At 70.2% G+C, this 14,974-nt stretch carries 6 protein-coding genes; all 6 read left to right on the forward strand.

Annotated features, from left to right (window positions below; genetic code table 11):
• Positions 1–15: 15 nt before the first annotated feature.
• The 6 genes from AAW51_RS21175 to AAW51_RS21200 are packed head-to-tail and all read left to right on the forward strand — an operon-like array spanning position 16 to position 14,962.
• Positions 16–5,232 (forward strand): non-ribosomal peptide synthetase, encoded by a 5,217-nt coding sequence (locus AAW51_RS21175; RefSeq protein WP_047196188.1) that lies wholly within the window; start codon positions 16–18, stop codon positions 5,230–5,232.
• Positions 5,229–11,873, forward strand: a complete 6,645-nt coding sequence (locus AAW51_RS21180) for a non-ribosomal peptide synthetase (protein WP_047196189.1) — start codon at positions 5,229–5,231, stop codon at positions 11,871–11,873. The genes AAW51_RS21175 and AAW51_RS21180 overlap by 4 nt, the downstream gene beginning before the upstream one ends.
• A gap of 22 nt (positions 11,874–11,895) precedes the next feature.
• Positions 11,896–12,303: a carboxymuconolactone decarboxylase family protein gene (locus AAW51_RS21185; RefSeq protein WP_047196190.1), complete on the forward strand. Its 408-nt coding sequence runs from the start codon at positions 11,896–11,898 to the stop codon at positions 12,301–12,303.
• Positions 12,300–13,148, forward strand: a complete 849-nt coding sequence (locus AAW51_RS21190) for a nucleotidyltransferase family protein (protein WP_047196191.1) — start codon at positions 12,300–12,302, stop codon at positions 13,146–13,148. Before AAW51_RS21185 ends, AAW51_RS21190 begins: the two co-directional genes overlap by 4 nt.
• A 33-nt stretch (positions 13,149–13,181) precedes the next feature.
• Complete coding sequence (locus AAW51_RS21195) at positions 13,182–14,408, forward strand: MFS transporter (protein ID WP_047196192.1); 1,227 nt, start codon at positions 13,182–13,184, stop codon at positions 14,406–14,408.
• A 2-nt stretch (positions 14,409–14,410) separates the two neighbouring features.
• A complete protein-coding gene (locus AAW51_RS21200; protein ID WP_047196193.1) occupies positions 14,411–14,962 on the forward strand; it encodes a hypothetical protein in 552 nt (183 codons plus the stop codon).
• Positions 14,963–14,974: the final 12 nt, after the last annotated feature.

The following is a 14,974-nucleotide window of genomic DNA, read 5'->3' on the forward strand; positions in this document are numbered from 1 at the left end:
ACAAAGGTTCCGACGATGACGCAGCCGGTCGACTCCCTGCCCAACTTCTATTCGGTGATCCGCCACTGGGCGGCGCAAGCGCCCCAGCGGCTGGCCTTCAACTTCCTGGCAGACGGCGACACCACCGAGGCCACGCTCACCTACGGCGAACTCGACCGCCGGGCGCGAGCGGTCGCCAGCGTGTTGCAGGCCCGTGGCTGGGCCGACGCACCGGTGCTGTTGCAATACCGGCCGGGCCTGGACTTCATCGTCGCGTTCTTTGGTTGCTTGTACGCCGGCAGCATCGCGGTGCCGGCCTATCCGCCCACCGGCAACCGTTCCAAATCCGACCGTTTGCAAAAGCTGGTCGCCAGCTGCGGCGCCGTCGTCGTGTTGACCAACAACACCACGCGCGGTGACCTCGAACGCGACCTCGACGGGGCGGCCGCCACACTGCCGGTGGTCTGCACCGACGCGCTCGGCGACGCAGGCGCCGACGACTGGCGCGACCCTCAGGCCGACAGGCAACGCATCGCCTTCCTGCAGTACTCGTCCGGCTCCACCGGCGACCCGAAAGGTGTCGTCGTGACGCACGGCAACCTGATGCACAACCAGGCCACCATCCGCGCGGCGATGGGCAACGGCGACCACACCGTGTTCGCCAGCTGGCTGCCGCTGTTCCACGACATGGGCCTGATCGGCAACGTCATGCAGCCGCTGTATCTGGGCGTGCCTTGCCATTTGATGCCGCCGATGGCCTTCCTGCAGAAGCCGCTGCGCTGGCTGAAGCTGATTTCGGAGCAACGTGTCACTTGCACCGGCGGCCCCAACTTCGCCTACGACTTGTGCGTGGACAAGATCAGCGACACCGAGCGCGCCTCGCTCGACCTGTCGAGCTGGCAGGTGGCGTACAACGGCTCCGAGCCGGTGCGCGCCGAGACGCTGCGTCGTTTTGCCGACGCCTATGCGCCGCACGGCCTTGCGGCCGGCGCGCTCTACCCCTGCTACGGGCTGGCCGAGGGCACGCTGTTCGTCACCGGCCCCGAACCCGGGGCCGGTGCGCGGGTGCTCGACCTCGACGCCCGCGCGCTCGAATCCGGCCTGGTGCGGCCGGCGCACGGTGATGCTCGGTCGTCCCGGGCGCTGACAAGTTGCGGGCGGGTCTGGGGTGGTCAGTCGGTGCTGGTCGTCGATGCCGCCACGCGCACCCGTTGTGCCGACGGCCAGGTCGGCGAAATCTGGCTGCAGGGCGAGAGCATCACCGGCGGCTACTGGCAGCGCCCGGACGCCAATGCCCAAAGCTTCGCGACGCTTGCCGATGCGGCCGACGCGGGCCGCTACTGCCGCACCGGCGATCTCGGCTTCTTCTCGAACGGCGAGCTGTATGTGACCGGCCGCCTGAAGGAGATGATGATCGTGCGCGGACGCAACCACTACCCGCAAGACATCGAGCACACCGTGCAGCAGGCCTGGCCGGGCTTCGTGCGCGGCGGCGGCGCCGCCTTCGTCGACGGTGAGCCGGGCCGCGAGCGGCTGGTGTTGGTGCAGGAGATCGCTCGCACCGCATTGCGCGGGTATCAGCACGCGCAGGCCGAGGAGTTGGCGCGCGAGGCGGTCGCGCTGCACCACGGGTTGACACTGTCGGAGTTGGTGCCGATCAAACCCGCGACGCTGGCCAAGACCTCGAGCGGCAAGATCCGCCGCGACTTCATGCGAACGGCGTGGCGGCAGGGCGAGCTGACGCGGGTGGACCTGGGGCTGCCGGCCGGGCGCGGCGAGAGCGGCCCCGCGGCGGCGACGCTGCCGCCCCACTACGCCACGTTGCGCGACGCGCTGATCGAGCTCGACGTGCCGGCCACGGCCATCGACGCCCGACACACCCTGCTGCAGCTCGGGCTCGACTCGCTGCAGCTGGTCGAGCTGCAGTCGCGACTGGCCCGGCGCCTCGGGGCCGCGCCCGCCATCGAAACGCTCTTTCGCGCCCAGTCGCTCGCGGCACTGGCCGCCGAGCTGGACCGCGTGCAGCCGGTGACACCGAGCGCCGACACCCAGCTGAGGACGCCCGAGGTCGAGACCGACACCCTGACGCCGTATCAATGGGCCATCTGGCTGAAGCAGCAGCAAACGGAGGCGCCGATCTACAACCTGGCGGTCGCCTTCGAGTTCGAGCCGCACCTCGACACCGGCCGAATTGCGGCTGCGCATGCGCAACTGCTCGAACGCCATCGCCACTTGCGCAGCCACGTCGTCGAAGGCCCCGCCGGCGAACTGCGCTGGCAGCCGCTCGACACACCCGCCGCCGCCCGCCTCTGCGCGCTGCAATGCGAGCGCGTCGACGGCTGGAGCGAGACGCAGGTGGACGCCGCACTGGCGGCCTTCCGCCGCCGCCCCTTCCGCCTCGAGCAGGAGCCGCCCTTGCGCGCCTGGCTGCTCGAACGCGCCGGACGCGGCCCGCTGCTCGCGCTGTGCATGCACCACATCACGACCGACTTCCACGGCGCCGGCGCGCTCGTCGACGAGTTGCTGCGGTCGGTGGCGACCCCCGGTGACGTGCTGGCGCCGCCCGCGCCCGCACCGCACGCTTTGCTGGCTGAGGTGGCGACGTCCGCCCCCGCGGCTGACGAGGGCTGGCTGGACACATTGGCCGCGGCCGATGCCGATCTCGACCTCGGACTGCCCGCCCCCGCCGCCCCGGGCCTGCTGCCGCTGGCCAGTGTCGACCGCGCGCTGCCGGGCGATCTCGTCAAGGCGCTGCGCGACACCGCCCGCGACACCGGCAGCACCCTCAACGTGCTGCTCGCCGCCGCCTTTGCGGCGCTGCTGCATCGCTACACCGGGCAGGACTCGCTGTGCCTGGGCATGCCGTTCTCGGTGCGGCCGGACACACTGCTCGACTGGCCCGGCAATGCCGTCAACATGGTGCCGCTGGCGCTGCGCTTCTCGGACGCCGACACACTGCAGACGCTGACCGACCAGACCACGCACGCGGTCGCCGCCGGGCTGCGCCACCGACACCTGCCGTTGATGCAGGTCGCCGAAGGTGTGCGGCGCCGGCAGCCGGGCCGCACGCAGTTGTTCGACGCCGTGTTCATCTGCCAGCCCGAGCGCGGTGGCGCCCGGCAGGCGGCGGCGGCGCTGCTGGCCGGCAGTGAGGCATGGCGCAGCAGCGGGCAATGGCCCGGGCTGCGGGTGCGCTCGCGTCAGGTGACGGCGAGCGCCGGCCAGGCGCTGCTGACGCTGCTGGTGTTCCCGCACGCCGATGGCGCCCGCCTCGCACTCGAATACGACCCGCAACGCCTGCCGGCCGACTTCGCCTCCCGTGTGCTGGATCACTACGCCGGCTTGCTGCGGACCTTCGTGCGCGACCCGCGGCAGCCCATTGCGCGAGCCGACTATTTGTCCGCGGACGAGTTGGCCTTGCAATGGCAGGCGTGGAACGCGGCCGGACACGCGACACCAGACACCGTACGGCGCACCACACTGGTCGAGCTGTTCCAGCAGCAAGTCGCAGCCCGGCCCGACGCGGTGGCGGTGCTCGATGCGAGCGGCAGCGCCTTGCGCTATGCCGAGCTGGCGACGCAGGCGCGGCAGTGGTGTGCACAGCTGCAGCGCCTGGGCGTCGGCCGTGGCGACTGTGTCGGCGTGGCCCTGCCCCGCGACCGTCACCTGCCGGCCGCGCTGCTCGGGGTCCTGATGAGCGGTGCCGCCTATGTACCGCTCGACCTCGACTACCCGGCGGCCCGTTTGCATCACATCCTCGACAGCAGCGGCGCGCGTTGTGTGGTCACGGTGCCGGCGCAGGCGCAGCGGTTCACCGCCAGTGGCCGCCCCTGCCTGTTCCACGACAGCACGGCCGCCAGCGCCGAAGTGCGGCCCGTCCCGCTCAGTCCGGCGGACCCCGCCTATGTGCTCTACACCTCCGGCTCGACCGGCCAGCCCAAGGGCGTGCAGGTGACACACGGCAACGTGGTGGCGCTGCTCGCCTGGGCGTACCAGGCCCTCGACGAGTCGGAGCGCGCCCGGGTGCTCGCCTCCACCTCGGTGTGTTTCGACCTGTCCGTGTTCGAATTTTTCGTGCCGCTGTGTGGCGGCACCACCTGCGTGGTGGTCGAGCGCATCCTCGACCTGATCGAATCGGTGCCGGCGCCAGTGACCCTGATCAACACCGTGCCCTCGGCGATCGACGCGCTGGTGGCCGCGCGTGCCGTGCCCGACAGCGTGCTGACCGCCCTGGTCGCGGGCGAACCGTTCCGCCAGGCGCTGGTCGAGCGGCTCTACGCCGGCAGCCGGGTGCGTCGGGTGCTCGACCTCTACGGGCCGACCGAAGACACCGTGTATTCCACCTGCGCCGAGCGCCGCCCCGGCGGGCGCGAGACCATCGGGCGGCCGCTGCCCGGCACCCGTGCCTACTTGCTCGACGCCCGTCAGCAACCAGTGCCGGCGGGCCTGCCCGGCGAGCTGTACCTGGCCGGCAGCGGCCTGAGCCTCGGCTACCGGGGTCGCGACGACCTGACCGCCGAGGCATTCGCCTTGCCGGCCGCGCTCGCCCACCTCGAGCAGCGCGTCTACCGCACCGGCGATATCGTGCGCTACACGGCCGGCGGCGAGATCGTCTACCTGGGGCGACGTGACCACCAGGTCAAGGTGCGTGGCTACCGCATCGAGCTGCAGGAGGTCGAAGCCTGCTTGCTGCGAGGTGATGCGGTCCAGGAGGCGGTGGCCCATGTCGTGCCGTCGGGGCAAGGGCATGCGACGTTGGTGGCCTATGTGGTGTGGCAAGGCGCGGGCGACGACACCGTGCGGCAACGCGAACTGAACGCTCACCTGGCGCGCCAGCTGCCGAGCTACATGCGGCCGTCGGTGATCGTGACCTTGGCGCAGCTGCCCCGCACGCTCAACGGCAAGGTCGATCGCAAAGCCTTGCCTACGGTCCAGCTGGCCGACAGCCGCGACGCCACCCCGCTCCAGCCCGGCCTGGAAACCGAGCTCGCCGCCTTGTGGGGCGCCGTGCTCGGCACCACGCCGACGCAGCGTCGCGATCACTTCATCGAGCTGGGCGGCAACTCCTTGTCGGCCGTCCAACTGCGCACCGCACTGAAGCGCGAGTGGGCGCTGGATGTGCCGCTGGCGGCCCTGATCGCCGTGCCCGTGCTCGCCGATCAGGCCGAGCTGCTGCGCGAAATGTCGGCCCGCCCGGCCGCTGCCGACGACACGTCTGGCGCCGCCACCGAACTCGAGGAAGTCGAACTGTGAGCAAAGACGTTCTGCTGCTGATCGAGCGGCTGCGCGGGCGTGGCATCCAGCTGCGCGGCGAGCACGGCCAGTTGAAGATCACCGCGCCCAAGGGTGCACTCGATGCGGCCACCACGCAGCTGCTGCGCGACCACAAGGCCGAAGTGCTGACCTGGCTCACACAACTCGAGGCCGGTACGCCCGGCGGTATCCCCAAGGCCGACCTTTGCCCCGACACACCTGTGCCGGCGACCGTGGGCCAACAGCGCTTGTGGCTGCTGACCCAGCAAGGCATGGGCAGCGCCTATCACATCGCGGCTGGCCTGCGCCTGCAAGGCGAGCTCGACGAGGGCGCACTGCGCGCCGCGGTCGCGCACTGCCTGCAGCAGCATGCGGCCTTGCGCACCCGGCTGGTCGAGCGTGACGGCCGGCTGTGGCAGCAGGTGCAGCCCGAGGGGCCCGAGCTGGAGGTGGTGGACACCCCGGGGGCCGATGCCGTCGCGCTGCTGCACGACTACGCCGAGCCGCCCTTCGACCTCGCGCAACATGCCCCCGCCCGGCTGCGGTTGCTGCGCTGCGGCCCGCGCGAACAGGTGCTGCTGATCTGCGTGCACCACAGTGCCATCGACGGCTGGGGCCTGGGCCTGGTGCTCGAGCACCTCGGGCGCGCGTATGCAGCGCTGGCCCAGGGCCAAGAGCCCAGTTGGCCCACGGCCTCGCTGAGCATGGCCGATGTCGCGCTGTGGCAGCAACGCCAGGACGAACAAGGCGCCCACGAGACCGCCCTCGCCTACTGGCAGGCCCAGTTGGCCGAGCGGCCCGAGCCGCTGCGCCTGAGCCCGCGCGAAGCGGCCCCCGACGACTGGCGCGGCGGCCAGCATCTGTTCGAGCTGCCCGCCACGCTGGCCCACGATCTGCAGCGCCTCGCCTCGGCCAGCCGCATCACGCTGTACCACTGGCTGTTGGCCAGCTACAAGCTGCTGCTGGGCAAGTACTGCGGCCAGCGCGAGGTCGCGCTGCTGGTGCCGGTGGCCAACCGGCAGGCCGCCGGCCTGCAGGACCTGGTCGGCCTGTTGACCAACACCGTGCCCAGCGTCAGCGTGATCGACAGCCGTTTGAGCCTGCGGCAATGGGCCCAGCAGGAGAGCGACACCACGCTGCAGGCCCTGGCGCACCACGGTGTGCCGTTCGAGCGCATCGTGCAGCACTGCCGAGCGCAAGGCCTGGAGGTGCCGGCCCACCTGATGTTCAGCCTGCAGACCGTCTCCGAGCTGGACCTGCAGCTGCCCGGGCTGCAGGGTGAGCTGCTGCGCTACCAGGCCAGCCAGGCCAAGTTCGACTTGAATTTGACCGTTGAGCAGCGCGGCGAGCGCCTGCTGGGGGTGCTCGAATACCGCCAGGCCGTGCTCGACGAAGACCAGGCGGCCACGCTGGCGCAGGCTTATGTGAGGCTGCTCGAACAGGTCGTGCAGGCGCCCGACCGGCCGCTCGGCGCCGTCGCGCTGGCGCCGGCGCGCGTGGAACCTTACGTGCCGGTGGCCGAGGGCCCCAGCGTGATCGAGCAGATCTACGCGCAAGTGGCCCGCACGCCGGACGCGCCGGCGGTTGTGCAAGGCACTCATGCCCTCAGTTATGCCCAGCTCTGGCAGCAGGTCAGCGGTGCGAGCCGCGCCTTGCGCGACGCCGGCATCGGCCGCGGCCAACAGGTCGGTGTGTTGTTGCCACCCGGCCCCTCGCTGGTCGTCGCGGCGCTGGCCGCGCATTGTGTCGGCGCCGCCTATGCGCCGCTGGACCTGCACCAGCCCACCGAACGCCTGGCACTGATGGTGCAGGACGCGCGGCTGGATGCGGTGTTCGCCTTGCCCGGCAGCACCCCGCTGGGAGAGGCGCTCTGGCTCGCGTTGAATCTTGAATCGGCAGTGGACCTCGAGCCGGTGATACCTGCGCCCGCCGATGCCCGCGACCCGGCCTATCTGATCTTCACCTCCGGCTCGACCGGCCGGCCCAAGGCGGCACGGGTCCACCAGCGTGGCCTGACCCAGCTGGTGCAGTGGTACCGCGAGACTTGCGTCGACGCGAACACCCGGGTGCTGGTCATCAGCAACCCCAGCTTCGACCTGACGCAGAAGAATTTGCTCGCGCCGCTGACCTGCGGTGCCGTGGTCGGCTTCCCCGCTGCCGAGCGCTTCGACCCGCAAGCGATCGCACAGGCCTTGCAGGCGCAGCGCAGCACCTTGGTCAACTGCACCCCCACGGCCTTCCAGACGCTGCTGCTGCAGGCCGAGGCCGACCCGCAAGGCGACACCGCGCTGCGCAGCCTGCGCCACGTCGTGCTCGGCGGCGAGCCGATCGCGCTGCAGCCGCTGCGCCGCTGGCAGCAGCGCCACGGGCCGGTGCAGATCGTCAACAGCTATGGCCCCACCGAGTGCTCCGATGTGGTCGCCTATGAACTGCTGCCGCTGGACCTGGCGCAGGCCACCGCACCGATCGCCATCGGCGTAGCGGTGCCGGGTTGTCGGCTCGAGGTGGTCGACTTCGATGCCCAGCCGCTGCCGCCTGGCGCCGTCGGCGAGTTGCGCATCGACGGCGATTGTGTGGGCCTGGGGTACGTCGGCCGCGACGAGCTGACCGCCCAGCTGTTCCGCTCCGGCGGGTGCGGTGTCAACGGCTGGCGTTACCACAGCGGCGACCTGGTGCAGCAGCAAGCCGATGGGCGTTTGCAGTACCTGGGCCGGCGCGACCAGCAGATCAAGCTCAACGGCTACCGCATCGAGCTGGGGGAGGTCGAGGCCGCACTGCTGGCGCTCGAGGGCATCGCCCAGGCCGCTGTCGCGGTGCGCCGCGATGCGCGTGGCAATGCCGTGCTGGCCGCCTTCTACGTGGGCCGTGAGGGCCACAACACGCACAGTGAAGACGGGCTGCGCCAGGCGCTGGCGGGCACACTCGCGAGCTACCAGGTGCCGGCCCGGTATGTGGCGCTCGAGGCCCTGCCGCTGACCCGCAGCGGCAAGGTCGACCGCAACGCGCTGCCACAGCAGTTGCCGGAGCGCGTGGCCACGACGGAGAGCGACGACGCGACACCGCTGAACCCGCGCGAGCACCACCTCGCCGCCGTCTGGGCCCAGCTGCTCGGCCTGGAGCGGCTACCGCGCCGTGACGACGACTTCTTCGCGCTCGGCGGCCACTCGATGCTCGCGCTTGAACTGGTGCGTGCCTTGCGTGAACAACACCAGCTGCGCCTGAGCGTCGACCTCGTGTTCCGCCACCCCACCTTGCAAACCATGGCCGGCGTGCTCGAAGACACCCCGCCCGACGTGCAACACCCGCTGCTGCAGGTCGACGCCGCCACCCCGGTCGCGTTGACACCTTTGCAGCGCCGCCTGTGGTTCTTGTTCCGCCTCGAAGGACCGAACGCGAGCTACAACATGTCCGCCGCCTATCGGCTGCGCGGCAGGCCCGATGTGCCCGCCTTGCTCGCCGCGCTGCGCGACGTCGTCACCTGCCACTGGATCTTGCGCAGCCGGTTGCAGCAAAGCGCCGACCAGCCGCTGCCGATGCTGGCCGTCGGCGACGTCGCCGACGTCCCGATCGTGCAAACATCGGCCCCGGCCGACCAAGTGCGCGACCAGGTGGCGGCCTTCCTCGCCCGGCCGTTCGACCTCGCGCACGAAGCACTCGCGCGCTTCGAGCTGCTGCGGGTGTCCAACGACGAATGCCTGTTGCTCGCCAACCTGCACCACATCGTCTGCGACGGTCTGTCGCTGCGCACCCTGTTCGCCGACCTGGGGCGCGCCTACACGCTGCGGCGCCGCGGCGGCGCCACCCTGCTGGACGACAACCCGCCGCTGCAGTTCGCCCAACTTGCCGCGAGCCAGGCCCGCGACCGGGATGACGCCGCTTACCGGCGCCAGCGCGACGAACTGACGGCCGCCTTGCGCGACGCACCGCACGACTCGTCCTTGCCGACCGACTGGCCGCGTCAGCGGCAGCAGACCGATCGGGCCGCCGGCCGGATCGACCTGTCGCTGCCGCCGTCGCTGCGGGCGCAAATCCAGGCGCTGGCCGCCGCACACGCCACCTCCGGCTTCTGCGTCCTGCTCGCCAGCTGGTGCTGGTTGCTGTCGCGCTACCGGCGGCAGCACGACGTGGTGGTCGGCGTACCCATCGTCTGCCGCGACGAACCGGGCAGCGAAGACGTCATCGGCCCACTGCTCAACACGCTTGCGGTGCGGGTGGATGGCAGTGACACGCCCCACTTCTCGGCCTTGATCGACCGCACCGCGCGTGCACTCGAGTTCGCCCGCGAGCGCCGCCGCGTGTCGTTCGAAGACCTCGTCGACGCGCTGAACCCGCCCCGCATGCTCGACCTGTCGCCGGTGTTCCAGACCCAGTTCGTGATGGACCCGGTCGACGTCGGCGCGCTGGCCTTGGACCCGCTCGAGGTGCAAGCGCTCGGAGCGGCCGAGCTCGGCGCCGAGACCGGCGCGAAGTACGACCTGAACCTGCATTTGTTCGACAGCGGTCGCGACCTGAGCGGCTATCTCGACTACCGCCGTGCGCTGTACCACCGCAGCACCATCGAAGGTGTCGCCCAGGCCTGGTTGACACTGCTGCAGAGCCTCACGCAGCAACCCGAGCGTCCGCTCGCCGAGCACACGCTGCTGGACCCGCCAAGCTGGCGCGCCTTGCAGGCGGTGGTGCAACGTGTCGACCCGGACCTGCCCACCGATCAGACCGTGCACCGGCTGTTCGAGCAGCAGGTGCGCCGCACGCCCGAGGCCGTCGCGCTGTCGAGCCGTGTCGAAGGCGAGTTGCACTACGCGGAACTCGATGCCCGCGCCAACCAGTTGGCCCACCGGCTGCTCGCCGAAGGCCTGCGCGGCGGCGAGGTGGTGGCGGTGCTGCAAGGTCGCGGCCATGCGCGTATCGTCACGCTGCTGGCGGTGCTCAAGGCCGGTGCGGCCTACCTGCCGGTGGACCCTGAATGGCCCAGCGAACGCCGCCGGCTGGTGCTCGATCAGGCGCGCTGCGGCTGGGCCATCGTCGACGAAGGGCAACGCCAGGCGCTGGCGGCGTCGGCCGCCACCGTGGCAGCACGTGTGCTGAGCCCATGGTCGCCGGCCGACCGCGTGCACCCCTCGCAAGCCCCGGCGGTGACCGTCGGCGGCAACAGCCCCTGCTATCTGATGTTCACGTCCGGCTCGACCGGTGTGCCCAAGGGTGTGCTGATCCGCCACGGCGGTGTCGCACACGACCTGCTGTTTTTGATCCGCAAGCTGGGCCTGGGCCCCGGCGACCGGGTGCTGCAGCTGACCTCGTTCAGCTTCGACCCCTCGGTGCGCGACCTGTTCGCCACGCTCGGCAGCGGCGCGACGGCGGTGGTGGTCGACGACGAGACCGCCAAACACCCGGCCCGCATCGTCGCTGCCCTGCAATCGGCCCACGCGACCCATGTGCTGTCGATGGTGCCGACCCTGTTGCGTGCCTTGCTGGCAGAAGCCGACGCTGACACCACCCCGTGGCAAGGCGGCTTGCGTGTGCTGGGCCTCAACGGCGAGCGGCTGAGAGGCGACGATTGCGAGCGAGCGCGCCGCCGCTTCGGCACCGACCTGCACATCCTCAACCAGTACGGCCCCACCGAAGCGACGATGACGAGTGCGACGCATCTGGTGCAAGAGGCCGACACGCAAGCGCTCACCGTGCCGCTCGGCACGCCCAACCCCAACACGTCGCTTTATGTGATGGACGAACAGGGCCAGCCCCTGCCCGTGGGCGCCATCGGCGAAATCTGGATCAGCGGGCCGGGCCTGGCGGACGGCTACACGGGCCAGCCCGAGCAAAGCGCCGCCAGCTTTGTCAGCCGCTGCTTGCCGCACCAAGCGCAGCCGACGCGGTTCTACCGGACCGGCGACCTCGGCCGCTGGCGCGGCGACGGCGTGCTGGAGTTCCAGGGCCGGGTCGACTTCCAGATCAAGCTGCGCGGCCACCGGATCGAACTGGGCGAGATCGACGCCTGCCTCGGCCAGCAGCCGGGCATTGCGCACTGCGCCAGCACTTTGTACGAGGACGGCGCGGGGCGCCAGTGGTTGTGCGCTTTCTACACGCCGGCCGAGCCGGGCGTCGCGCTCGACGTGGGCCTGCTCAAGCAGGCGCTGGCGCGCCGGCTGCCGGCCGCGATGGTGCCGACACACTTCATCGAGCGCGCGACGCTGCCCCTGACCTCGAGCGGCAAGGTCGACCGCAAACGCCTGCCCGACCCGGCGCCGTTCGTGAACCTGCGCACCAGCGGTGGCAGCGCGCCGGCCGACGCGGTGGAGCGTCAGATCGCTGCGGTCTGGGCCGAACTGCTCGACCTGGCCGCCGCGCCCAACCGCGAGGCCAATTTCTTCGAGCTGGGCGCCAACTCGCTGTCGATGGTGCAGGCGCGCGACCGGCTGGCGCAGCAGTTCGGCGAGCAGCTGAGCGTGGTCGACCTGTTCCAGCACCCGAGCATTGCCGCGCTCGCCGCACACTTGCGTGGCAGTACATCGGGCGCGCCGGTCGTCCCCGGCGGTGTGGACGCCGACAAGCTCGACCGCCGCCGCGAGTTCCTGCAGCAGCGCGCGGGGCGTCAGCGTCCCGCCAGCCGCCCCCTGCAGGACCGTTTGCGCCACCAAGATTGATCTTCAGGAAGAAGCCGTGCCCATGAACACCCCCCAAGACGACACCCGCTTCGAGCGCGGGCTCGCCCTGCTGCGAGAGATCGAGCTCGACCTCGGCAACGAACACGGCCTGCTGCACGGCATGCGGGTCCATGCGCCGCGCTTCAAGCGCCGCACCATCGAGATGTTCGGCGATTTCTATGCGGGCGAGCAGACCGTCGACCTGAAGACCAAGCTGCTGCTCGCGGTCGCGCATGCTTCACACCAGGCCAGCGACGAGGGCTTGCTGGAGTTCCACATCGGCGCCGCGCTGAAGGCGGGCTGGAGCCAGGTCCAGGTGGTCGAGGTGCTGGAACTGGCTGCCGCTTTCGCCGGATGGCAAACCGCCATTCGTGCGGTCCAGATCGCGGTGCGCACCTTCGAGAAATGCGCCAGCGCCGAAAAGAAATGAACACCACCGCCCCCCGTTTGTCGCCGCGCCCGATGGGTGCGTTCCTGCCCGTCGACGCCGAGGGCTACCTGGTCAACGACTGCCGCGCCGACCATGTGCCGCCGGCGTTGGCGGCGCTCGTGATCGAGCACTACCGGCAAAGCTTCGGTGCGCACCTGCGTTCGGTCTATGTGCGCGGCTCGGTGGCCCGCGGCACCGCGGTGGACGGCGTGTCCGACCTCGACACCTTTGCGGTGGTCGACGACGCCGCGTCGCCGTCCTGCCCGCTGCTGCCGCCCGAGTTGCTCGAGCGGCTGCACGCGGCGGCGCCCGGGCTGGCCGACTTCGAGTTCCACGCCTGCCGCCGCAGCGCGGTCACCGGCAGCTACTACAGCACCTGGGCCTTTCTGGTGAAGACGCAATCGGCCTGTTTGCACGGCGAAGACCTCGGGCCCGCGCTCGCCCCCTACCGCGTCGGCCCCGAATTGATGGCCGAAGCCCTTTACCTGCGACAACGGCTCGCGCTCTATGCGCAGCGCCTGGCGGCGGAGCAACAGGCACCGCCGCCACAGCAGATCGCCACCTGTCAGTGGTTCATGAAAGCCCTGGTGCGCGCCGCGTTCGACCTCACGCTCGACCGCGCCCGGCGCTACACACGCGACCTCTATCCCTGCTATGCGACCTTCGCGGAGCTGTATCCCGAGCGCGGGCCCGACTGCTGGCGGGCGCTTGAATGGGCCATCTCGCCCACGCCGGACACCGAACCGCAGCGCCAGCTGGCCGAGGACTTCGGCCACTGGATCTGCGACGAGGCAGACGTGGTCGCGCGCCGCAACGGCATCGATCCGAGCCGCTATGTGCTGTGAGCCGGCCGCGCCGCCTTTGAGGAACGGAACGTCATGAAAGAACTGTTGCGCACCGGCAGCTTCACCAAGCTGTGGCTCGCGATCTTCGTCAGCACCGTCGGCAATTTCTTGCTGATGCTGTCGCTGTCGGTGTACATGTACCGCGAGACCGGGTTGAACTTCGCCGCCGCCTCGGTCTTCGGCACGCAGTGGATGGCGGCCTTGTTCTCGGCGCCCTTGGGCGGCTGGTTGACCGACCGCTTCCGCTCGGCGCGCCTGGCAGGTGTCTGCGAGGGCGCCGGCGGCGCGGTGTCGCTGCTGATCGGCGTGCTGATCGGCTGGACGCCGGTCGTGTTTGCATTGCTGTTCGTGCGGGGGCTGGCCGAAAGCGTGGGCAAGTCGGCGCGTGTCGTGGCCATGAAGGAGCACATCCCGGAGCCCTTGCTCGAGCGGGCCGCCTCACTGATCGGCACCGCCACCTTCCTCGGCATCTCGCTCGGCTCGCTGGCCGGCGCGGTGTTGATCGACCACCTGAGCCTGACCCAGGTGGCGCTGCTCGACGTGCTGAGCTTCGCGTTGGCCGCGGCCCTCTATCTCAGCTTGGGCCGCACGGCGGCCTGGCAACCCCGGCCGGATGCCCCGCGCTTCCACCAGGTGCTGAGCGCTGCCGTTGCGAGCCTGCGCCGGCATCCGGACCTGATGCGCAACTTCGGTTATGTGATCCTGACCACGGCGTTCTTCCAGGGGTTTCACAACATCGCCCGCGCGCTGCTGCCGATCACCCATCTGCAGATGGGCGAACGGGGCGTGATGCTGCTGCAGGCGCTGGCCAGTCTGTCGTTCTTTCTGGGGGCGGTGTTCGTCGCCCTCGTGATGCAGCGCCGCCAAGCGGCGGGCCATGCCGAACCCTGGTGGTTGTGCACCGGCACCGCGTTGCTGATGCTGTCGTCGGTGTTCATCAGCACGCCGTTCTGGAGCCTGCTCGCCTACGCGGTCTACCTGTTCTTGTTCGAAACCAGCTTCGTTTTCTGCCAGAAGAACATGATCACGCTCACGCCCAAGGAAGACCTCGGCCTGGTCTCGTCATTGGCGCTGTCGCTCGCGACCTTCGGCATGGTGCTGGTCATCTACCTGGGCGGCTGGCTGTCCGACCAGATCGGGCTGACCCCGACCGCCGTCACGCTGTTCGTCTTGCTGATGCTCGGGGTGCTGGGCATCGAACTCAAATCTTTGCAACTGCGCCGCTATGTCGTCGCAGCGGTCCGTAACGGGGAGGAATGACCATGGACAGACGATTGCGCCTCGATCTCACCGACAAGCTCACCTTTTGGTTCAAGCCGACGGTCGGCGACGTCGCGGCCGACTTCGTGCAGACGCTGGCCGACGGCCACATCGCCGGGACGCAGCCGCCCTACATGCTGGGCGACACCGCCTGCGTCGCGTTCACCGAGATACCGTTGTCGGTCTCGGCGAAGCTGCTACAAGGCGGCCGCGACTTCGGCATCAACTACGCGCCGGTGGGGTTCTTGTGCGACCGGCGCTGGCTGTTCGAGCAGGGCGCCCGCCCGGTGATCTATCAGAGCGAGGCGGAAGCGGAGCTGCTGCCCCCGTCGCAGCGCTACCGCCACGTGACGCTCGACTTCGAGCGCGGCATCGACTTCACCTGGAAGCGCGAGTGGCGCCTGCCGCAGCCCCATCTGAAGCTCGTGCCGCAACACTGCCACCCGGTGCTGCCGAGCGCTGCCTGGCTGGAGCGCGCCCGCACGCTGGCTGGCGCATCGGCAGCGGCCCAGGCGCTGTTGGCGCACGCCGTCGTGCTCGACACCTTTGTCTGACCCGCTGATCGC

Source organism: Caldimonas brevitalea (assembly GCF_001017435.1).
Taxonomy (GTDB): Bacteria; Pseudomonadota; Gammaproteobacteria; order Burkholderiales; family Burkholderiaceae_C; genus Caldimonas; species Caldimonas brevitalea.